Here is a 20,317-nt window from a genome sequence, read left to right on the forward strand (position 1 = left end):
GTCTCGGAGACTGGTGTTCCAGTAGCGGGGCCCAGCTCAACCCTCGTAGACGGTTTCAGGCTCATGGACTACGTGCATCAGGTCAGTCAGGAACTCGCGCGTCTCCAGGTCCTCCGAATACAGAACCGTGCCCCGCATCCCGCGCGTCATCAACACCTTGTAGGTGTTCCGGATGAGACGGTCGACCTCGTCGTCCGGCAGCGATTTACGGAACGACGGGTCCTTGAACTCGGAACGACGCGTGACCAGACGGCCGTCACGGGCAACCAGGTCGGGGCCGATGATCACGCCGGACCATTCGTACTCGAAACCCTGTGCGGTGTAGACGCAACCGACCTGACTGAAACCGTTCGGATCGGTCGCCCAGAACGGGCTGCCGGGAGCGTCGCCGACACTGCGGTCGCTCTTGACGTTCCACGGTCGCGACCAGTCACCGAGACGGACGTCGTCAACCAGCGTGCCGTCTGGTCTCGGGTCGCTCCACGGCCAGCAGTAGCCGGCCGACATTCGCGCGCTCTGACCAAGAGCCTGTTTCCCGGCGAGGAACATCTCCATCTCCTGCGGCGAGTAAGCCACGCGTAGATCGAAACGTCCGTCGCCCACCCACGTCGAAGGCTTACCGCCGCGTAGCCCGAGAAGATTCAAGACCCACTGCTCGTACTTCTCACTACCACCGCACCGGAATTGATCGTGCAGAGAGACCACATTGATGTCCAGGCCGTTCCGCTTCGCGTACGCGGTGATGATCTCCACGTTGCCCTGCTCTCCCGGCTTGACGACCTGGTGCTCATCGAGCAGGAAGACCGGTACGCGGGCCGCCGCGACGAGTTCCTCCAGCTGGGTCCGGGCGCTCTGTCGCTGTGCTGACCGGGTGAAACGGTTGACCGATGTCTCCCGGATCCGGTGCGCCTCGTCGCAGATCAGCACGTCGATGCCGTTGCGTTCGGCGGTCATGAAGCTGTTGAAGTAGAGGAACATGTTCTTCAACCGTGTCGAACCCTTACCGGCGTAGCGCCGCAGTGTTTGGGTGAACGAACGAGACCCGGTGGCGTGCAGGGCTGTCCGGCCTTGTCGTGCGAGTTCGCCGAGCAGGCTGAGCGCGATTACGCTCTTGCCGCTGCCGGGTCCGCCCGCCACGACGACGAGCCGCTTACTGTCCGCGGCCCGGGCGCGTTCCACCGCGTGCAGGACCAGTTCGTACGCGATCCGCTGCTCGTCCAGCAGTGTGAAGTGCGAGCGGCCCTTGAGCTCGCTCGCCGCGTACGAGAGCAGGTGCCGGCTGGGTCGCACCGTGCTCGACAGGAACCGGTCGGCCGAGCCGGCGCCGGGCTTCGCGGAGTCGAGGGACGCCTGCAGATAGTTGAGGAAGGCACCTCGGCGCTGCTTCGTAAAGATCTGGCTGTGCTGGGCGACCGGGCGGTCGAGAAGTTCGGCGACGTCCCGGTCGACTGCGTTGTGTAGGTAGGCGACGCCACGCAGCGTGTTGTTGTGGCCGGAGAGCAGGCCGAGGAAGTCGACCAGGTACTCGCAATACTCGCTGACCTGGATGCCCGGATGCAGCAGCGGCCGGGCGACGTGTTCGACATGGACCAGCGTGTCCGAGTCTTCGTAGCGCGTGGCGTAGGACCACTGCTTCAGCTCGACCACCACGAACGAGTCTTCGCCGGTCCTTGGATGGACCCCGGCGAGTACGGCGTCGACCCGGCGGCTGGTCAGCGGAAGCTGGTACTCGATTAGTACCTCGACGTCATCCAACCCGGCGTCGGCGAGATCTTGCGCCAGCACAGGGAGGCTGCGAGACCAGGACTTCCGCTCGGATGGGCCGACGTTCCCTACCTCCTCGACGATCCGGTCCACCAGGGTGCCCTCGGTGGCGAGACGGAGAAGACCGGCCGCGGAGACGCGGAATACCGACATTTGCTGTTGCCCCCGGGCAGCACGAATCGATCGTGCGGATGGGAGGCATATCCAGCGTTCGGAAGCCTGTCGGACCGCTTACGGACAACGCAGACTGTAGCGACCCGCTCAACGTCCCGCTACAACGCGACGGTGGAAGGAACTCGTCCGACTATCCGGCCGGATGATTCTCTTCTCAGGAAAGGCGGTAAATGTCCCACCAGTCGGCCTGCCTGTGTCTGGTGACGACGCCATCGATCCGGGTGAGGATTAGCCAGTTCCCGTTGAAGTCCAGCGAGACGTCTTCAGATCCCGAATCCAGCACCCGTTTGACCGCGGCGATCATCGCGGCCAGCGGCGAAAATAATTCGCCGTCCTTTCTCATGTGGAAAGTAATCCTTACGAAGTCTGCGGGCTCCCATTCCCATATACCGTCGCCAGAATCGGCTTCGATATAGCCGTCCTGTCCGGCGTAGAGCGTGACACCGAAGCCGTATTTCTCGTTGAGGTCAGCGGTCAGTAGGGGTGGTGTGCCTACCGGGCGTTCATCGGGTTCGGGGAACGCCCTCGCGGCTACCTCCCGAACCGATGCTGGGTTGGCGACGTGAAGGCGGTACTCGAGTGCCATCAGTCTTCTCTCAGGTGTTATTCGCGTGGGGGATGATCTGAAGGACTTGCTCGTCAGGGGTGATCAGCTTGACCTCCTTGATCTTGGGAAGTGTCCAGTCGTGGAATTGCTTCCATAATGCTGATATGTCGCCTCTCCAGTCCTTGAGGTCTAGGACAACACGCTGGGTCTGTCCGTCGTTGCCCTTATCTCTTACCTCGCTCCAGACGTTACGGGCGCTCGTGGTCGGATTCGGCGAGTAGCAGTCGAACACCTTTCCTTCAAGCAGATAGTCTGGCAATTTTACCGGGCTCCCCAGATCGCCGTGCTCCTGCCGTGCTTTAGCTATCTCATCCCCGTTGGGGTTCTGCTTGATCCGATAGCCATTTTCGGCCAGTAAGTCGGCGACCTCGTTCTCTCGGTCAAGGGATCTTCGATCCCCCTCGGCCATGGCATTTTCAATTTTTGATTTCTTGCCGTCCGGCACGCCACCTATCTGTCCGGTTGCTGGGGTAATGATCGAATCAGACGACCGCTGGGGGACTGATCCGGACTGGCCCGCCTGGGAGCGGCCGCCATGGCCAGCCTGGTTCGCGTTCTCGTGGCCCGCGGATATCTTGCGAGCCCCAGTGCCCCTGGTCGGCTGGTGGCGCTGGCCGCTGGGCGGGCCACCGTCATCCTTGGACCTTCTCGGTCGTGCCATGGTCGGGCTACCCGCCGACTAGTTCGGCGAGGTTGGTGAGGCTTGTGGTGAGGGCTGTGGTGTAGCCGGCTATTCGCGCACCCCACTTTGCCACCGCCACCACGATCTGGGCGGCCACCGCCGGGATGGTGATGACGGCCATGGCCTCGACCGCCCAGACGACGACCCGGGACACCAGGTCGGCTATCAGGTCGCGGACGATGTCGCGGGTGAATCGGACCAGGTTGCCGGCGGCCTCGGTCGCCGCGGACATGGCGGCGGCGGTGCCGCTCAGGATGCCGATGGCCGTCACGTTGTGCGACATCATCGACGAATAGGCCGCCGACGCCGTGCCTTGCCAGTCCAGCAGGTCCCCGCTCAGGCACCGCTGCAGGTCAGCAGCTGTGTGGTCGAGTTCGGCGGCGATGTTCTGCCACGTGGCGGCGTGCGCCGCGACCCTCTCCGGCGCACCCGTCAGCTCGTCGAGCATGTGGCGCAGCGGCTCGAAATACTCCATCGCCCAGGCCAGCCCGTTGGCCAGCAGGGTGCCGAGCGGGTCGACGGCGGCCGAGGCCACGCTGATGCCGGTGGTCGCGCCGGTCAGCAAGGTGTCGACCCATTCGCCGCCGCGGATCTCGGCGACCAGTTCCTGCATGTCGCCGATCATCGTGGCATCGGTGGCCGCGGCCGGGGCGGCCGGTGCGGCGACCAGGGAGGTCATCGGAGACCGCCGGCGGTACGGATGGTGGCCGCCGACCGGGAGTCGGTCGATTCGTACTCCGCAGCGGCCGCGTGCAGGTCGCCGGCCAAAAGTTCCAGGTTCTCCGCGACGTAGTCGGTCAGTTCCTCCTGCCGGCGGTGCCGCGCCGCGAGAACGGCCGGCAGCCAACTGCACAGCAGACCGAAAGCGCCGGCATCCTGGGTAATCGACGAGCTCGCGGCCTGGACGGCGTCGAAGCGGGCCTGGAACGAGCGCAGGTTGCCGGCGTGCCGGCGGATCTGATCCGGGTCGACCTGCACACCGTCGGTCACGGCCGGCCCTCCACGGACGGGAGGCGGGACAGCATCTCGCGGGCCGCCACCGAGTCGGGGCCGATGCTGTCCAGGATGATGCGCCGGGTCTGCTCGGCAGCCTGACGCCGGGCGTCCCGCAGCGTGGACATCACGGTGCGGGCGAGGACGTCCGGGTCGTGGCGGGCCACGTCGGGGCCGAAGCGGATGTCCATCAGCGCGCCCTGCGAGTCGATCGTCACCTCGACCAGGCGGCGGGGATCACGGGTGGTGACCCGCAACACGGACAGCCGGTCGCTCATCGCGCGGGTCCGGGTGACCAGGGCGTCGATGTCGTCGCGCCAGGCGGCGATGCGGTCCAGGGCCATGCCGGGTTCGAGCAGCGGCTCCACATTCGAGGGCATGCGAACTCCTTCGTGAACGGATGCGCAAGGAAGAAACCGAAGGCCGGCCGGCCGGTTTCAAGCTAGGCGAACGCGATTCACGCTGCGACAAGGAATTTGCTGCCTGTGGATAACTACAGGGAGTGAACGGTGTGGTCCCGTGGAACCGGAACCACACCGTTGGCCCGGCCTAGTTGGGCCGGTCCCGGCGAACTGTCGGGCGGCGGCCCCGGATCGTGCTGTGGCTCAACGCGCGGATGACCCGGTCGGCCTCCGCCTCCGGCACCTCGACCAGCGAGAACCGGTCGGTGATCTGGATCGCCCCGACGTCGCGGGCCGGCAGCCCGGCCTCCCCGGCGATGGCCCCGACCAGGTCCTGCGGCCGCAGCCCGGCGCGCCGGCCGAGTCCGACGAACACCCGGGTCACCGGGCCGCCACCGGAGCGGCCGCGGTTCGGTCCACGGTCGTCGTACCGGCCGCCGCCGGGTCCGCTCGACGTGCGGCGTTCGGCGCGGTTGACCGGCTCGCGTTCGCGCTGCGGCGAGATCGTCGGGATCTCCGGCTCGTCGACGTCGCCGCCGTTCGCCTCGTGCAGCAGCTTCAGGGCGACCAGCGCGACCTGCTCGACGTCGGCGTCCTCGGTCAGCGAGTCCAGCACCGACCGGAATCGGTCCAGGTCGTCGGCGTCGATCGCGTTCTGGACCGTGGTGCGGACCAGTTCCAGGCGCCGGGCGCGCAGGTCGGTGACGGTCGGGAGTTTCTCCAGGACGATCCGCTGGCCGGTGAGCCGTTCGATGGCCTTGAGCATCCGCTGCTCGCGCGGCTCGGCCAGGGTGATCGCGGCGCCGGTGCGGCCGGCGCGGCCGACCCGGCCGATGCGGTGCACATACGCCTCCGGGGCGGACGGCACGTTGTAGTTGATCACGTGGGTCAGCTGTTCGACGTCCAGGCCGCGGGCGGCCACGTCGGTGGCGACCAGCAGTTCGGTGGTGCCGGCGCGCAGGCGACCCATCACCCGGTCACGCTGGTCCTGGCTGAGGCCGCCGTGCAGCGCCTCGGCGCGATACCCGCGCCCGTTCAGGCTCTGCGTGACCTCGTCGACCTCTTCCCGCGTACGGCAGAAGACGATCGCCGCCGTGGGCGCTTCGACGTCGAGCACGCGGCCCAGCGCGGCGGTCTTGTAGGGGCGCGCGACGAGGTAGGCACTCTGGCGCACCGACGGCAGCGCGTCGGCCGCCGTGGTCTCCTTGCCCATCCGGATCCGCATCGGCTCCCGCAGGTGCCGGCGGGCGATCGCGTCGATCCGCGGCGGCATGGTCGCCGAGAACAGCACGGTCTGCCGTTCCGTGGGCGTCTCGGTCAGGATCGCCTCGATGTCCTCGGCGAAGCCCATGTCGAGCATTTCATCGGCTTCATCCAGTACGACGGTCCGAACCGCGTCGAGACGCAACGTCTCCCGCTCGATGTGGTCCAGGATCCGGCCCGGGGTGCCGACGACCACGTCCACGCCCCGCCGCAGGACCTGCAGCTGGCGGCTGATCGGCTGGCCACCGTACACCGGGAGGACCCGCACGTTGAGGTCACGCCCGTACCGATACACGGCCTGCGACACCTGCTCGGCGAGTTCGCGCGTCGGCACGAGCACCAGCGACGTCGGCGCATCACCGGCGCCGGGCACCAGGCCCTGCAGCAGCGGCAGCGCGAACGCGGCGGTCTTTCCGGTCCCGGTAGCGGCCTGTCCCACCAGGTCATGACCGGCGACGATGGGCGGGATGGCCTCCCGCTGGATCGGCGTCGGCTCCTCATAGCCGAGGTCAGCGAGCGCACGCAGCAGTTCGGGACGTAGCCCCAGCTCGGCGAAGCCTGTATCGGTGCTGGTAGCGGGGTCTTCGTCCATGGGGGCAGGATACGGAGTTCACCCACCGATCCGCACATCGGGCGATCCACGCCACATCCAGCAACCCCTTCGCGGTATCCGGTGACGGTGAATCGGGTCTCAGCGGCAGCCCGGGATCTGGTCCTGGGACCACCGTTGCGTGCCGGTCTGGTTGACGATCACCACCTCGTCGGCGCCGCCGTGGCACAGCTCGGAACTCAACGGTTTCAACTGGGCGTCGAACCAATCGCGGCCGGCCGCGTGCGGGAAACCGGCGCCCGCGTCCACGTACAGATACACCACGTGCTGACTTCGGGCCGGGGCGTGCTCGGAGAGTTCCTTCACCGCACCGCGAACATTGGCGCCGATGGAATCGCTGCTGATCGCCTTGGTCTGGATGGCGATCAGTTTGCGCTGCGTGCTGTGGACCAGCAGATCGACGCCGTCCTTGTCGAAGGCGATCGTCGCGTCCGGGTCCTCGCGCAGGACCGAGGCGGCGATCTGCAACTGCCGGCGGTTCCCGGTCTTCTCCTTCACCGGTGTTCCGGGCGCGCCCGTGTCGTACTCGAAAATGATGTCCTGCAGTTTGGTGTAGAGAATCGGCGGATTCTCGATCCGGCGGGAGCGGACCAGCTCGCCGAGCTCCGGCAACAATCCCAGATTCACCGCGTTCTCGGTCGCGTCGAGGGCCTTGTCCGGGTCGAATTTCGGGTAGTCGGCCATCGCGTCCAGGGTGAACAGCATCGCCGTGGCCTGGCTGGGATCGAGCCGGCTCAGAACCGGAGAGCGGCCGGGAACCAGGCCCTTCTCCTGCAACTGCCGCATCAGTTTGAGATTGTCGCCGTGCAGTTCGGGGGAGTACACCTCGGCGCGATAGTCCGCAGGCACGTTCTTGTTGGTCGGGGCCGGATTCGGGAAACTGAACGTGGTCGTCGTCCGGGAATCGCCCGGCGCCATCGTGCCCAGCGACTTGACCTGGGTCCTGGTCATTCCGGGGGTCACCGAGGCGATCACCGTGGCGGCACCGGCGGCGGCGCCGACGTTCTTGACCGTCACCGTCCAGGTGCAGGTCACGGTCTTGCAGGTGGTCGCGTTGACGGTCACGTCGAAAGCCGGCAGTTTCGCCGCGGTCTTCTCCTCGACCAGGGCGTTCTCCGGGAGGCTGACCTTTTTCACGTCGCCCGGAGGAACATTGACCAGAGCGCTTATGTACGGCGGTGTCGCCGCGGTCGTCTCGCCGGCCGAACCGATCGGCGTGCCCTCCCGCAGCGGCCCGCCGAACCACACCAGCCGATAGGGCCGGGCGCGGCTGAACGCCACCGTCCACCCGTCGCGCCGCATCCCGACCACCGGCACACCGGCCACCGTATTCACGTCGTCGGCCGGCGCCCCACCGTTGCGAACCCAATCGACCATTCCGGCCAGTGCATCCGGGTCCAGACCGTTGCTCTCCATCGGGAAGGCATAACCTTCAGGACGTACCCAATTGTTGTTGAGAATGCCGAGGCGGGCCGGATCGCGACGTGCCCACCAAGCCTGATCGCCGCGGACCTCGGCATTCTCGCCGGAGGCGAGGTATTCGGCCTTCCCGCCGCCGGAATCGGTGAGCGTGCCGGTGGTGTCGCCGCCCTTCAGAATGGTCAGATCGCCGGTGACGTCCAATCCCTTCTGGTCGAAATAGGTCGCTTTCAGCGCGGTGGCGTCCTGGTCGCGCAGAGCCGTTGCCGCCTGCGCCGCGGCGATCGCCGGCTTCGGTCCCGGATCGTCACGCGTGCGCAGATAAACCAGGCCGCCGGCGGCGGCAAGAGCCAGAAACAACGCGAGGCCGATCAGCAGGAAAGGTGTGCGACGCGATTCCGGCGCCGCTGCGATGGCGCTTTCCCTCGGGGGTACGGACGGAGCCGGGCTCACCGCCGGAGTCCAAGATCCCGGAGGTGGGGGAGGTGGCGGCGGCGCCGTCCGTTGCCGGGGGATCTCGGGGGTGAACTGCACCATCGGCGCGCGCGGCGGCGGTGTGATCGGTTCCGGGGCCCGGGGCGGGGGTTGGAGCGGCGTCGGAGTCCGTGGCCCGGGCCCGGCCCACGGCGGCTCGACATCCCGCCGCGTCCGTTGCTGAGGAACCGGCGTCGGAGTCCCCGCCGGCGCCGAAGCAGGCGGCGAGGTGGGTGGCGAAGCACTCTTTCGGGGCGGCGGCACCCAGGGCCCGGCCGGGTCGGGAGTGGACGTGACCGCCGGCGGCGCGGATTCCCGGCGGGAGGCCGGCGCGGCGGGCGCGGAGTCGCGAGAAACAGCCGGCGTGCCGTGGCGAGAAGGAGCCGGGGGAGCAGCAGCGGCGCCGCGAGGAGGAGCCGGGGGAGGGGCGGCCGGCGGCGGAGCGACGGGCTTCTTCGGCGGTGCGCTCCCGGCCCACGGATTGCTCCGCGCGGGCGGCCCGGAGACCGGCGGCGGGCTGGCGGCCGGCGGTGGCCCGGAGGTCGGCGGTGATCCGGACCGCGGAAGTGAACTCGACGACGGGACCGGCGTGGTCACCGGCGGAGGTTTGTCGGGTTCCGGCGGTGACCACGCCGACTCGGACCGAGCGATCGAAGGCCGAGCCGGCGGATCAGCCGAGTCAGAGCGAGGCGGCGGCGACGCAGGTGGCGGCGGTGGTTCCCCGTCTGAGGACGCGCCCCGCCGAGGCGGCGTATCCCACGGCCCCGGGTAGTGCTCCCGCTCGTCCCGCTCCGAACCCACCTACAACCCCCATCCGTACCCGGACGGGACGATCCTAATGAGGCGAGCCGATAATCGACGAAGGATCGCGTTATCTGGCACATGGCGCCACCCGGTCAGAGGTTGAAACCGCCCGATACCTCGATGTCCTGGGCGGTGATCCAGGCCAGGTCGGTGCCGCACAGGGCGGCGACGGCGGTGCCGATGTCGTCCGGTTCGCCGAGGCGGCCCAGCGCGGTCCGCGCGGCCAGACCGGGAATCACCTCCGGGTAGCGTTCGAAGGCGTTGTCGGCCAGGCGGGTGCGGGTCGAGCCGGGCGAGACGGCGTTGACCCGGATGCCGCGCGGGCTCAGCTCCTTGGCCAGGTATCGGGTGAGGGTGAGCAGGCCGCCCTTCATCGTCCCGTAGGCCGAGTAGCCGGGTTCCATCCCGTTGAACGTGGCCGCGCTGCTGGCGACGTTGACGATGGTGCCTGCGTCGGCGAGCAGCGGCAGCAGGGTCTGGGTGAGGAAGTACGGACCCTTGAGCAGGACCCGCATCAGCGTGTCGAACATGTCCTCGGTGGTCTCGGCGAACGGGGCCATCCCGCTCGACCCGGCGTTGTTGACCAGGTGATCGAAGGTGTCGCGTTGCCAGGTGTCGCGCAGCGTGGCGGCCACGGTGTCGCGGAAGTCCGCGAACGTCTCGGAGCGGCCGACGTCCAGCGGCAGCGCGACGGCGGTGCCGCCCTCCTGCTCGATCCGCGCGACGGTGTCCTTCGCCCCGGACCGGTTGCCCTGGTAGGTGAGGATCACGCCGGCGCCGCGCCGGGCGATCTGGACGGCGGCGCTCTGCCCGATGCCGGAGCTGGCCCCGGTGACAATGGCGATGCGCGTGATCATGGCTTGTTCCTCTCATCGGCGGTACATCGACCAACCAATAAAAACAGCCTGAGCAGTACGGACGTTAGAACGATGCTGGCACACTCTTGCCTGATTCTGCTTTACTCGCCGAGTGAGTTTCATCGAGCTGCGGGAACTGCTGGAGCGGCACGCCCGGCCCGACCAGCGCACCGCCGTCGACAACGTGCTGATCTCCCGGGTCACCCGCTCCGCCCCGCCGGTGCCGTCGATGACCGGGACGGTCCTCGCGGTCATCGCGCAGGGGGCGAAACGGCTCGCGCTGGGCGACCGGGTGTACGAGTACCGCGACGGGCAGTACCTGATCGCCTCGGTCGACCTGCCGGTGACCGGGCACTTCACCGAGGCCGGGGCGGACCGGCCGGCCCTCGGGTTCGGGATGATCCTGCGGCCCGCCGTGGTCGCCGAGCTGCTGCTGCGGGCGCCCGCGTTCCCGGCCGGCGGGGGCACACCGTCCGGGCTGGCGGTCAGCGACGTGCCGGCCGACCTGCTCGACGCGGTGACCCGGATGGTGCGGCTGCTCGATCATCCGCGGGACGCGTCGGTGCTGGCGCCCCTGATCGAACGGGAGATCCTGTGGCGACTGATCACCGGGGAGCAGGGCGCGGCCGTACGGCAGATGGGTCTGGCCGACAGCGGCCTGAGCCACGTGGCCCGGGCCGTGGGCTGGATCCGCGACCACTACGACGAGGCGTTCCGGGTCGAGGAGCTGGCGCGGCTGGCCGGGATGAGCGTGTCCGCGTTCTACCGCAACTTCCAGGCAGTGACCGCGATGAGCCCGATCCAGTTCCAGAAGCAGATCCGGTTGCAGCAGGCGCGGCTGCTGCTGGCGACCCGGCCCGGGGACGTGACCGGGATCAGCCGGCAGGTCGGTTACGAGAGCCCGTCCCAGTTCAGCCGGGAGTACCGTCGCCAGTTCGGCGCCGCGCCCAGCCAGGACGTCGCCGCCCGGCGAGGCGCGGAGCCGGCGCTGCTCTGAAGGCGGCGCCGGGTCACACTCCTCAGCGGCGGCCGGTGGCCAGGGCGATCAGGAACTGTCCGCCGCCGGGCTCGACCGTCGCCGTGACTGGCAGTCCGGGAACCAGGCGGGAGAAGCGGTCGACCAGCCAGTCCGCCGCTTCCTGAGCGTCCTTCTTGCTCGGGGAACGGCCGACCAGCTCCCGCCCGCCCTTGCGTTCGAGCCGCTCGGCCACCGTGATCAGCGGCGCCGGCTCGATCACCTGAAGGCGGTCGGGCCAGGCGATGACCACCTTGACCGCGCCCTTGCGGGTGTTGCAGGCGCGATGCGCGAGCCGCTCGGCGATCTTGGCCTTGCGGTCGGCGGTGCGGGCGTCCACGCTGGGGCCGCGCGGGTCGTTCACCGGCATGTCCGGGTCGACCCGCTCGTCGCACACCCAGCAGCGCCAGTTTTCTTGCTTGGCCACGTCCTCGAGAAGACTCACCCGAGCAACCTAGCCTACCCGCGGCTTTTCTCCCCTCCTGATGGCTTTGAAGAAGGGGTAATCACACCGTTTCGGACAGTAATGGACGGTATGAAACTGGCTGGCGCGGGTCCGGTAGGCTGCAATCCTGGTCGATGGATCGCCAATCGGCCACAGGGGAGGTAATGACGTGACCGCGCGGGTTCCTCCGGCCGAAATCCATCGATCATTTTAACGACGTTGATGTCGTACTGAATGTGATTCTCACTCCTACGACCATTGTCGAACCGCTTTCCGCTCGGGGGATCGCCGAATGACTCAGCCGCCGCCTTGGCAACCACCGGAACAGCCGCCGCCTGACCAGGCCTGGCAGCCGCCGCAGCCGCACGTCCCGCAGCAGCGCCAGCCGCACGACGAGCCGACCACGCCGATCTCGGCCACGCCGGATCAGCAGTCGGAGCCGACGACCCCGGTCCCGGCCGAGTCCAGCCCGGCCGTCCCGACCTCCACCGAGCCGACCCCGGCCGCCCCGACCTCGGCCGCCCCGATCTCGGCTGCCCCGGTTTCGGCTGCCCCGGTTTCGGCCGCGCCGAGCCCGACGACCCCGGTTTCGGCCGCTCCCGGTTCCGGTGTGCCGCATCAGGACCCGGATCCCACCACGCCGATCTCGGCCGCGCCGCCGCTTCCGGTCGATCCGACCGCGCCGGTGTCGGGTTTTCCGCATTCGGGTTTTCCGCAGCCGCCTCAGCCCGGTCAACCGTGGGCGCAGCAGTCCGACCAGCCGTGGCAGCCGCCGCAGCAGCCCGGCCAGCCGTGGACGCAGTCACCCCTGGCTCCCGGTCAGCCGTGGCAGCAGTCACCCCTGGCTCCCGGTCAGCCATGGCAGCAGTCACCCCCGGCCCCCGGCCAGCCGTGGCAGCAGCAGCCGGCGCCCGGCCAGGCCTGGCCGCCGCAGCCGGGCCAGCCGCAGCCCGGGCAGCCGTGGCCGCCGCAGCAACCGGCCGACTGGCAGCAGCAGCCGGGCTGGCAGCAGGCCCCGCCGCCGATGCCCCCGGCCCCGCCCCGCGAGCCGAAGAAGACCGACCGGCTCGCCGCGGCCGCCGGTAACGCCTCGTTCCTGAGCCTGGGCTACTTCATGATGCGGCGCGCCGGTTTCGGCGTGCTCACCCTGCTGGTCTCGTTCATCCTGCTGTTCTTCATCGTCCCGTCGGTGCACACCGTCTGGATCGAGGTCGTCGCCGTGCTCTGGTGGCTGGCGATGATCGTGCACGGGTATTTCCTGGCCCAGGGCCCGGTCGAGCCGTCCAGTGCGCTGCGCCAGCGGATCGTCGGGATCGCCGCCGCGGTCGTCGTGCTGCTGGTCCTCGGCCTGCTGCGGGTGCAGGCCGGCGGCATCGGCCAGGCCGTCACCGACGCCAAGGCCAACGGCGACTGCACGCACGCGCTGGAGAAGCTGGACCAGGTGTGGCTCGGCCTGCGGATCGCCGACGCGCCGCTCGCGGCCAAGGACGACGACACGGTCACCGCCTGCCACAAGCTGAACGACGCGCGCGACACGATCAAGGCCGGTCTCGCCTCGGCCGACACGACCGAGCTGAACGAGGGCTTCGGCCAGCTCAACTCGGTGCTGAGCACGATGCCCGGCCACGAGAAGATGACCGACAAGGTGCTCGACCAGTTCCTGGCCGGCCTGCCGGTCTCGAACGCGTGCGACACCGTGAAGATCACGCAGTGGCTGGGTGACCGGGCCAAGTCCGGCAACACCCTGGACCGTTCGGCCGATGTGGTGCCGCAGATCGAGCCGGCCGCGCTGATGGGCTGCGCCGACGGGTTCATGACCAGCAAGGACTGGACGGACGCGAAGGGCGTCTACCAGCAGCTGATCAACGCGTACCCGAACGACCCGAACATCGGCCAGGCCAAGGACGGCATCGCCAAGGCCGACCTGGCCATCGAGCTGGACACGCTGCGCGAGCGGACCACCGGCTCCACCCCGTCGTACTGCGAGGATCCCTCGAAGTACAGCGTGGCCAAGGCCTACGGCAAGGGCGTCAACCGGGCCCTGATCTTCGGGAACAGCACGCAGTCGGGCCGGCTCCCGGCAGCCTGGAAGACCACCGACCCCGAAGCGGCGAACCTGGTCCTGTGCGTCAGTTCGGACGCTCAGGGTGCCGCGGTCCGCACCTGCGACTACCGGAGCCAGTTCGGCACCGGCGGGCTCTACCCGGTGACCTTCCACAAGGTGAAGGTGACCGTGAAGGGCTACGAGATCCGCACCGGCCGCCTGATCATCAACCAGACGCTGCAGTTCGGCGGGTCCAGCTGCCCGTCGACCGTGCACTACACGACGACGCTCGGAACCGACTTCGGGCCGCCGCGCCACATGACCGTCACGGTCAACGCGGCCGAGGTCCGGACCCAGTTCCAGAAACTGATCGTCAAGTAACCACCGTCCGGATGCGGCCCCGGGACAGGGGCCGCATCCGGAACATCGGCCGGCCCACGCGGTCCTGGAGACCCTCGATCTGCGGGACGTGACCGTCACCGCTGACGCGCTGCACACGGTCAAGCCACCGTCGAGCTCATTCATCAGCAGGCAGCCATTTCGTGCTGCCGGTCAAACGGCGTCACCGAATCCACCCGCTGGGCCAACCGGAACATGACCAGGCCATTCACCATCCTCGGCCGCACCGGATGATGGTGAAACGGCCGTGCTTCCCGACCAGATTTTTCTGCTCCCCAATCCGTTGGTCAGGGGCAGAAGACGGCGGTGATGGCCTTGAAGAAGGCGGGTCGAGCGTCCGGCACCGGCGGGTTGGCCGGATCGTGCTTCTTGTCGGTCGCCAGGTCGAAGACGTTCGCGACCAGGACGAGTTGGCGGGACGTGTCCGGGCTGGTCATCGACACGCTGTTGTAGCCCGGCCCGCCGCCGTCGGTCTCCCAGACCGCCACATCCCCCTCCTCGCACGGAACCTCCACCTGCTTCACTCCCAGCCCGTAGTCCTCCTCGGGCACGGTGGTCAACAGCTCCCGCTGCTGGGCCGCGGGCAGCAGCCGGCCGCCGAACAGCGCGGCGTCGAACCGCGCGAGGTCGCTTGCCGTCGAGATCATCGCGCCCGCCGTCCACTCGCTGGACGGGTTGAAAGCGGTCACATCACGGTGGCTCAGGTCGTATCCCCGCAGAAACGGCCTGGGCAACGCGGAACCGCCGAGCGGGAACGAGGTCTCGGTGAGCTCGAGCGGCTCGATGATCCGCCGGTGGATCTCCGCATCCGCACGGTGGCCGGTGACCTTCTCGATGATCATCCCGGCCAGCAGGTAGTTGGTGTTGGAGTAGTCCCAGCCCTGTCCGGGCGGGAACAGCGGCCGGTGCGCCATCGCCGCGGCGATCACTTCCTGCGGTGTTCCGCCGCCCTGATCGGTGCCGATCTCCGGGTCGTAGATGCCGCTGGTGTTGTCGAGCAGCTGCCGGACGCTGACCTTCCGCCCGTCGTTACCGTTGCCCCGGACCACCCCGGGCAGCCACTTCTCCACGCTGTCGTCGAGGCTCAACCGCCGCTCGGCGACGAGCTGCAGCAGCACGGTCGACACGAACGACTTGGTGTTGCTGAAGATCCGCCAGTGGTCCCGCGGCTGTGCCCGGCCGGCGGCGAGCTGCCGGACGACGCCGCCCTGCCGGACATACGCGATCACCCCGGGATTGCCGGCGGCGACCGCCTCGTCGATGGCCTTCTGTACCGCGGCTCGCAGCGGTGGCTCGCTCGCATGGGCCGCCGCACCGGTGGCCAGCGACGCGGTCAGCGCGACGGCGGACATCACTTTCATCCTGCTGGTCGACATGTTGTGTCCCTCGGTCGGTGAACGTTCGACGCCACCGACTCTGCCGGGCCCGTTGCCGCGTTTCGACCAGGCGAACCCCCGTCCTTGACCCTGGGGACAACCCGGTGGTGGTACGGGGGACCACCGGCTGCCGGGCCGGACGACCATCGTCCATCCTGGATGCATGCCCACTCGCGCCAACGCTCTCCGACAGCTGCTCTACGCCCTGATCGGGCTGCCCCTGGGCCTCGCCGGCCTCGTCTACACCGTGTATGTAGTGCTCGGCGGCGCCCTGCTCTCGATTACCGTGGTCGGCCTGCCCGTGCTCAGCGCCGGGCTTCGGGGCGCGCGTCTGATCGGCGCGCTCCATCGTGGGCTCGCCCGCCGTCTGCTCGGGGTGGCGACCACCGCCCCGCCCTCGCCGAACGGCGGTGCCGGCCTCACCGGCTGGGTCAGAGCCGGCCTGAGCGATCGGGCGGCCTGGAGATCAGTGGGCTACCTGCTGCTGAAAGCACCGATCGCCGTGCTGTCCATGGCGGTCGTGATCGTCGGGTACGGATACGGGCTCGGCGCTCTCACCTATCCCGTCTGGTGGCGGCTGATCCCGGCCCAGGCCGACGCCATCGGCGTGCTCCGAGCCGGGTTGCCGCTGCCCGGTGACGTCTACCTGGACAGCTGGCCCCGCGCACTGCTCACCGCGGCGTGCGGTGTCGTCCTCCTGCTGCTCGCGCCGCTGGCGCTGCGGGCAGTGCTGACGCTCGACGGCATGGTCGTGGCCGATCTGCTCGACGCGCGCCGGCTCGACGAGCGGGTCCGCGAGCTGCAGGCGAGCCGGGACTTCGCGGTGCATGAGTCCGCCGCGGCCCTGCGCCGCATCGAGCGCGACCTGCACGACGGCGCGCAGGCCCGCCTGGTGGCCCTGGCCATGAATCTCGGCGCCGCCAAGGAGCAACTGGAGCAGAGCGACGCCGACCCGCAGGCTCGTGATCTGGTCGGCAGCGCGCACCGCGACGCGAAAGCTGCCCTCGTGGAGTTGCGCGACCTGGTCCGCGGCATCCACCCGCCGATCCTGGACAATGGGCTCGACGCCGCACTGGCCACCCTCGCCGCTCGCAGCGCGGTGCCGGTCGAGCTGACCGTCGCCGTCCCGAGGCGGCCGTCGCCACCGGTGGAGACCATCGCCTACTTCTGCGTCGCCGAGCTGCTCACCAACGTGGCCAAACACAGCGGAGCCGCGCGCGCCGTGGTCCAGGTCGAGCAGGACGACGCCCGGCTGCGCCTGCGGGTGACCGATCACGGGCGGGGCGGCGCCACGCCCCGGGGTGGCCTCGCCGGCTTGGCCGACCGGGTCCGGACCGTCGATGGCCGCCTCGGCATCAGCAGCCCCGCCGGTGGGCCTACGGTAGTCACCGTGGAGCTGCCGTGCGGGTCGTGATCGCCGAGGACGTCGCCGTGCTGCGCGACGGTCTCACCCACATCCTCACCAGCAGAGGGCACACCGTGTGCGCTGCGATGGGCGACGCCGAGGAACTGCTCGCGGCCGTCGCGGAGCACCGGCCGGACGTGGTGATCGCCGACGTGCGCATGCCGCCGACCCACACCGATGAGGGGCTGCGCGCCGCGATCACCATCCGGCGCGACTACGCGGAGACCGGGGTTCTCGTCTTCTCGCAGTACATCGAAACCCGATATGCCGCCGATCTGCTGGCCGGCGGCGCGCAGAAAGTCGGCTACCTACTGAAGGACCGGGTCGCCGACGTCAGCGACTTCATCGACGCGCTCACCCGGGTCGCCGCCGGTGAGACGGTCCTCGACCCCGAGGTCGTCACCCAGCTGTTCGGCGCCAGCCGTCAGGCCGGCCACCTGGCCGAGCTGACCCCGAGGGAACGCGACGTCCTGACACTGATGGCGGAGGGCCGTTCCAACACCGCAATCGGCGAGCAACTGGTGCTCGCCTACGGCTCCGTCGAGAAGCACATCACCAGCATCTTCACCAAGCTGGGCCTGCCCGCCTCCCCGAGCGACCACCGCCGCGTCCTCGCCGTCCTCCACTACCTGCAGCAGTAAGGCACCCACCGGCGCTGCCGGTCTCGGCTCGGAGGTGCCATCAGCCTGTGTGACAACCGTTGAACAGCGCAGAAACGATCACCGAAGGAAGGGATCGCACCATTTGCGGCGCGGCCTCCGACAAACTCCAGCGAATCTTGCCGGACCGGGCGCCCGGCAAGTCGTGTTCGGCGTTTAACGTCATCGCAACCAGACGATCCTGTGGAAACCCGCGATCGAGTGCCCGGCGCTCGGCATGCCGAATTCAGGCGCCGTGATAGAAAAGCCGGCCGAGGCCGACCGTGAAAATGGTGATGCCGTACAGGGCGTGCTCCACCGAGACGGTCAGCAGGGAACGCGACTTCTGATACCGGCGGGCGAACAACCAGCCGCCGCCGATCGTCAGCACCACCGCCAGGACGTTGCCGAACAGCAGGTGGGCGAACCCGAACGCGGCCGCACTGGCCCCGGCCGCGATCCGATCGGTGCGGAAGATCCCGCGGTAGCGGTGCAGCAGGAACGCCCGGTAGAGCAATTCCTGCGGATAGACCGACGCCAGCGGGTAGAAGACCACGATCAGCAGCCACAACAGCGTGTGCTGACGCGGCATGTCGAACAGATGCGCACGGTCGAAAACGGCCACGCCGGCCGCGGCGAGAACCGAGAAGATCGCCCATCGGGCGATCATTCCCGGCAGGGCCGGCGGTAATGCTTCCGGCCGCCACAGATCACGGTTGCTGAATTCGCGCGTACGGACGAGATAGGTCACCGCCGCAGCCCCGCCCAGCAGCAGCGCCGGAATGGGCCCGCCCGGGACGTGGGCCACGATGAACAGCCCGACCAGCCCGTAGAAGACGAGCAGATGCTCCACGATCACCGTCGGGGACGGTAGTCGCGTCAGGCGACCGGTACGCGACGCGCGGATGGACCGCAGGTGTGCGGCTCACCGCCGTACCTCCTAATCGGTGTTGATCTTCGAAGCGTGACCGCGGGCGGCCTCGACGGTGTAGCGGCGCCCGGCCTCGTCGAGTTTGTCGAGCGCCGCGTCGATCAGGTCGAGGCCCAGCACGTCGGCCAGCCGCACCAGATAGACGGTGACGTCGCCGATCTCGGCCCGCACCCGGGGCCCCAGCTGCGGATCGGCCATCACCGCGGCCGACTGCTCGGGCGTCAGCCACTGCAGTTCGGCCAGCAGCTCGCCGACCTCGCCGGCCAGGGCCATCGCCAGGTTCTTGGGCGTGTGGAACTGCTCCCAGTCCCGCTCGCGGGCGAACGCCCGCACCCGTTCCGTCAGCTCACCCATGCTCGACACGACGACCAGTCCAGCACAGCGCTCCCGCCGGTGCTCCGGGGCCCGCTCAAGTGAATCCGCAATCTCATGTGATGGCAGGTAGAGTGCGGTGATGGATGTCGATGAGGCGCGGAGCCGGCTCGATGCCGGGACGAAGTTCACGGGCGATGAGCTGGACGAGATCTGGGCCGTGCTGCCCGTCGTCCGGCCCGAGGAGATCCTCGGCAGCTGGCGGGGGAGCGAGTTCGAGACCGGGCACCGCTTCGAGGGGACCCTCGCGAAGATCGGCTGGCACGGCAAGCGGTTCACGTCGCTGACCGAGGTCGCGCCGATCGTCTGCCGCCGCGCCGACGGCCGCCTCTACGACAACGTCGAGATGGCCAAGGGTGGGGCGAGCCTGTGGACGGTCGAGTTCCGTGGGGAGACGACGGCGACCATGGTGTACGACGGGCAGCCCGTTTTCGACCACTTCAAACGGGTGGGGCCGGACAGCCTGCTCGGGGTCATGAACGGCAAGGGCGTCCGCGATCAGGGGCGGTACTACTACTTCCGCCTCGACCGGGACTGACCGATGCTGATCAGGGCGGCGCTGGTCGAGCAGGCCGGTGGGCCGTTCGTGGTGCGGGACGTGGAGATGGCCTCGCCCGCGGCGGGGGAGATCCTGGTGCGGATCGAGGCGGCCGGCATCTGCCACACCGATCTGGCCCTGCGGGGGCGGTGGCCGGCGGCTCGGCTGCCGATGGTGTTCGGGCATGAGGGCGCCGGGGCGGTGGAGGCCGTCGGGGACGGGGTGCCGGCGGTGGTGGTGGGGGATCGGGTCTGCCTCAGTTTCCGCAGCTGCGGGGAGTGCGGGGAGTGCCGGGGTGGGCGTCCGGCGTACTGCTTGCGCAGTCTTGTGAACACGCAAGGCGTGAGTGGTGTTCTGCGATCCGGCGCTGGTCCTGTCTTCTCCGGATTTTTCGGACAGTCGAGTTTTGCGACGCATGCGATGGCGTACGTATCGAACACCGTGACCATCCCGGCCGACTTTCCCGCGGTGCTGGCCGCGCCGCTCGGCTGCGGCGTGCAGACCGGAGCGGGCACGATCCTCAACGTCCTCGACCCCGCGCCCGGCGATCGCGTGATCATCTTCGGGGCGGGCGGGGTGGGGCTCAGCGCGCTGCTCGCCGCGCTGACCCGCTCGTGCGAGGTGATCGTCGTCGAGCCGCAACCCGCGCGGCGTGACCTGGCCCTCTCGCTCGGCGCGGCCGACGCCGTCGCGCCCGGCGCGGAACTTCCGTCGGCACACCACGCCGTCGACACCACCGGCCGGCCCGACGTGATCACCCAGGCCGTCGGGGCGCTGCGACGCCGCGGAACCCTGGCGCTGGTCGGCATGGGTGGCACGACGTCGTTCGACATCATGACCGTGATGGCCGGCGGCCTGAACATCCGCGGCGTGATCGAGGGCGACGCCGTCCCGGCCGACTTCCTGCCCCATCTGATCGAACTCCAGCGGGCCGGGCGTTTCCCCGTGGAGAAGCTGATCACGACGTATCCGTTCGCCGACATCGAGCAGGCTGCTCAGGACACCCTCACCGGTAAGACCGTCAAGCCGGTCCTGACCTTCGACTGATACCCGGTGCCCGCCCGGTTTGCGCCGGCGGGCGGGGTGGTTGCGGGAGTCTGCGGCAA

The 20,317-nt window shown here is 68.9% G+C and carries 19 protein-coding genes; 6 read left to right on the plus strand and 13 right to left on the minus strand.

Going from position 1 to position 20,317, the window contains the following annotated elements; translation table 11 throughout:
• Positions 1-36: 36 nt before the first annotated feature.
• The 9 genes from ACSHV8_RS02170 to ACSHV8_RS02210 form a co-directional block, all read right to left on the minus strand.
• Positions 37-1,917 carry a DNA/RNA helicase domain-containing protein gene (locus tag ACSHV8_RS02170; RefSeq protein ID WP_436528837.1) on the minus strand — a complete coding sequence of 627 codons (1,881 nt, stop codon included), beginning with the start codon at positions 1,915-1,917 and terminating at the stop codon, positions 37-39.
• Positions 1,918-2,092: 175 nt separating this feature from the next.
• The gene (locus tag ACSHV8_RS02175; RefSeq protein ID WP_436528839.1) at positions 2,093-2,524 is read right to left on the minus strand and encodes a SitI3 family protein; all 432 of its coding nucleotides are present in this window, start codon (positions 2,522-2,524) and stop codon (positions 2,093-2,095) included.
• Positions 2,525-2,534: 10 nt separating this feature from the next.
• A complete protein-coding gene (locus ACSHV8_RS02180; protein ID WP_436536673.1) occupies positions 2,535-2,954 on the minus strand; it encodes a hypothetical protein in 420 nt (139 codons plus the stop codon).
• Positions 2,955-3,213: 259 nt separating this feature from the next.
• Complete coding sequence (locus ACSHV8_RS02185) at positions 3,214-3,906, minus strand: WXG100 family type VII secretion target (RefSeq protein WP_436528841.1); 693 nt, start codon at positions 3,904-3,906, stop codon at positions 3,214-3,216.
• Positions 3,903-4,217, minus strand: a complete 315-nt coding sequence (locus ACSHV8_RS02190; RefSeq protein WP_436528843.1) for a type VII secretion target — start codon at positions 4,215-4,217, stop codon at positions 3,903-3,905. The genes ACSHV8_RS02185 and ACSHV8_RS02190 overlap by 4 nt, the downstream gene beginning before the upstream one ends.
• Positions 4,214-4,600: a YbaB/EbfC family nucleoid-associated protein gene (locus ACSHV8_RS02195; protein WP_436528845.1), complete on the minus strand. Its 387-nt coding sequence runs from the start codon at positions 4,598-4,600 to the stop codon at positions 4,214-4,216. The genes ACSHV8_RS02190 and ACSHV8_RS02195 overlap by 4 nt, the downstream gene beginning before the upstream one ends.
• Positions 4,601-4,769: 169 nt before the next feature.
• Positions 4,770-6,476 carry a DEAD/DEAH box helicase gene (locus tag ACSHV8_RS02200; protein ID WP_436528847.1) on the minus strand — a complete coding sequence of 569 codons (1,707 nt, stop codon included), beginning with the start codon at positions 6,474-6,476 and terminating at the stop codon, positions 4,770-4,772.
• Between the two features lie 99 nt (positions 6,477-6,575).
• Positions 6,576-8,273: a hypothetical protein gene (locus ACSHV8_RS02205; RefSeq protein WP_436528849.1), complete on the minus strand. Its 1,698-nt coding sequence runs from the start codon at positions 8,271-8,273 to the stop codon at positions 6,576-6,578.
• A gap of 1,010 nt (positions 8,274-9,283) precedes the next feature.
• Positions 9,284-10,048 (minus strand): SDR family NAD(P)-dependent oxidoreductase, encoded by a 765-nt coding sequence (locus ACSHV8_RS02210; RefSeq protein ID WP_436528851.1) that lies wholly within the window; start codon positions 10,046-10,048, stop codon positions 9,284-9,286.
• A 112-nt stretch (positions 10,049-10,160) separates the two neighbouring features.
• On the opposite strand from ACSHV8_RS02210, the gene ACSHV8_RS02215 reads away from it, so the two are divergent.
• A complete protein-coding gene (locus ACSHV8_RS02215; RefSeq protein WP_436528853.1) occupies positions 10,161-11,045 on the plus strand; it encodes an AraC family transcriptional regulator in 885 nt (294 codons plus the stop codon).
• Positions 11,046-11,067: 22 nt separating this feature from the next.
• Here ACSHV8_RS02215 and ACSHV8_RS02220 read toward each other — a convergent pair whose 3' ends face one another.
• On the minus strand, positions 11,068-11,508 hold the full coding sequence (locus ACSHV8_RS02220; RefSeq protein ID WP_436528855.1) for a hypothetical protein: 441 nt from the start codon (positions 11,506-11,508) through the stop codon (positions 11,068-11,070).
• Positions 11,509-11,800: 292 nt separating this feature from the next.
• Here ACSHV8_RS02220 and ACSHV8_RS02225 point away from each other — a divergent pair, with 292 nt between their 5' ends.
• Positions 11,801-13,933, plus strand: coding sequence for a hypothetical protein (locus tag ACSHV8_RS02225; protein ID WP_436528857.1), 2,133 nt, complete (start codon positions 11,801-11,803; stop codon positions 13,931-13,933).
• Between the two features lie 305 nt (positions 13,934-14,238).
• On the opposite strand, the gene ACSHV8_RS02230 is transcribed toward ACSHV8_RS02225, so the two are convergent.
• Positions 14,239-15,327 (minus strand): serine hydrolase domain-containing protein, encoded by a 1,089-nt coding sequence (locus ACSHV8_RS02230; RefSeq protein WP_436528859.1) that lies wholly within the window; start codon positions 15,325-15,327, stop codon positions 14,239-14,241.
• Between the two features lie 163 nt (positions 15,328-15,490).
• Between ACSHV8_RS02230 and ACSHV8_RS02235 the strand changes: the two genes are divergently transcribed.
• Positions 15,491-16,741 carry a sensor histidine kinase gene (locus ACSHV8_RS02235; protein ID WP_436528861.1) on the plus strand — a complete coding sequence of 417 codons (1,251 nt, stop codon included), beginning with the start codon at positions 15,491-15,493 and terminating at the stop codon, positions 16,739-16,741.
• A complete protein-coding gene (locus ACSHV8_RS02240; RefSeq protein ID WP_436528863.1) occupies positions 16,729-17,373 on the plus strand; it encodes a response regulator transcription factor in 645 nt (214 codons plus the stop codon). The genes ACSHV8_RS02235 and ACSHV8_RS02240 overlap by 13 nt, the downstream gene beginning before the upstream one ends.
• A 244-nt stretch (positions 17,374-17,617) precedes the next feature.
• On the opposite strand, the gene ACSHV8_RS02245 is transcribed toward ACSHV8_RS02240, so the two are convergent.
• The gene (locus ACSHV8_RS02245; protein WP_436528865.1) at positions 17,618-18,229 is read right to left on the minus strand and encodes a CPBP family glutamic-type intramembrane protease; all 612 of its coding nucleotides are present in this window, start codon (positions 18,227-18,229) and stop codon (positions 17,618-17,620) included.
• A gap of 81 nt (positions 18,230-18,310) precedes the next feature.
• Positions 18,311-18,655 carry a nucleotide pyrophosphohydrolase gene (locus tag ACSHV8_RS02250; protein WP_436528867.1) on the minus strand — a complete coding sequence of 115 codons (345 nt, stop codon included), beginning with the start codon at positions 18,653-18,655 and terminating at the stop codon, positions 18,311-18,313.
• A 100-nt stretch (positions 18,656-18,755) separates the two neighbouring features.
• Here ACSHV8_RS02250 and ACSHV8_RS02255 point away from each other — a divergent pair, with 100 nt between their 5' ends.
• Both ACSHV8_RS02255 and ACSHV8_RS02260 read left to right on the plus strand, forming a co-directional pair.
• Entirely contained in the window at positions 18,756-19,211 is a 456-nt protein-coding gene (locus ACSHV8_RS02255) for a DUF4334 domain-containing protein (RefSeq protein WP_436528869.1), read from the plus strand.
• Positions 19,212-19,214: 3 nt separating this feature from the next.
• Positions 19,215-20,258, plus strand: coding sequence for an NAD(P)-dependent alcohol dehydrogenase (locus tag ACSHV8_RS02260; RefSeq protein ID WP_436528871.1), 1,044 nt, complete (start codon positions 19,215-19,217; stop codon positions 20,256-20,258).
• The last annotated feature ends 59 nt before the right edge of the window (positions 20,259-20,317 follow it).

This window comes from Actinoplanes sp. HUAS TT8, assembly GCF_051380535.1.
Classification (GTDB): Bacteria; Actinomycetota; Actinomycetes; order Mycobacteriales; family Micromonosporaceae; genus Actinoplanes.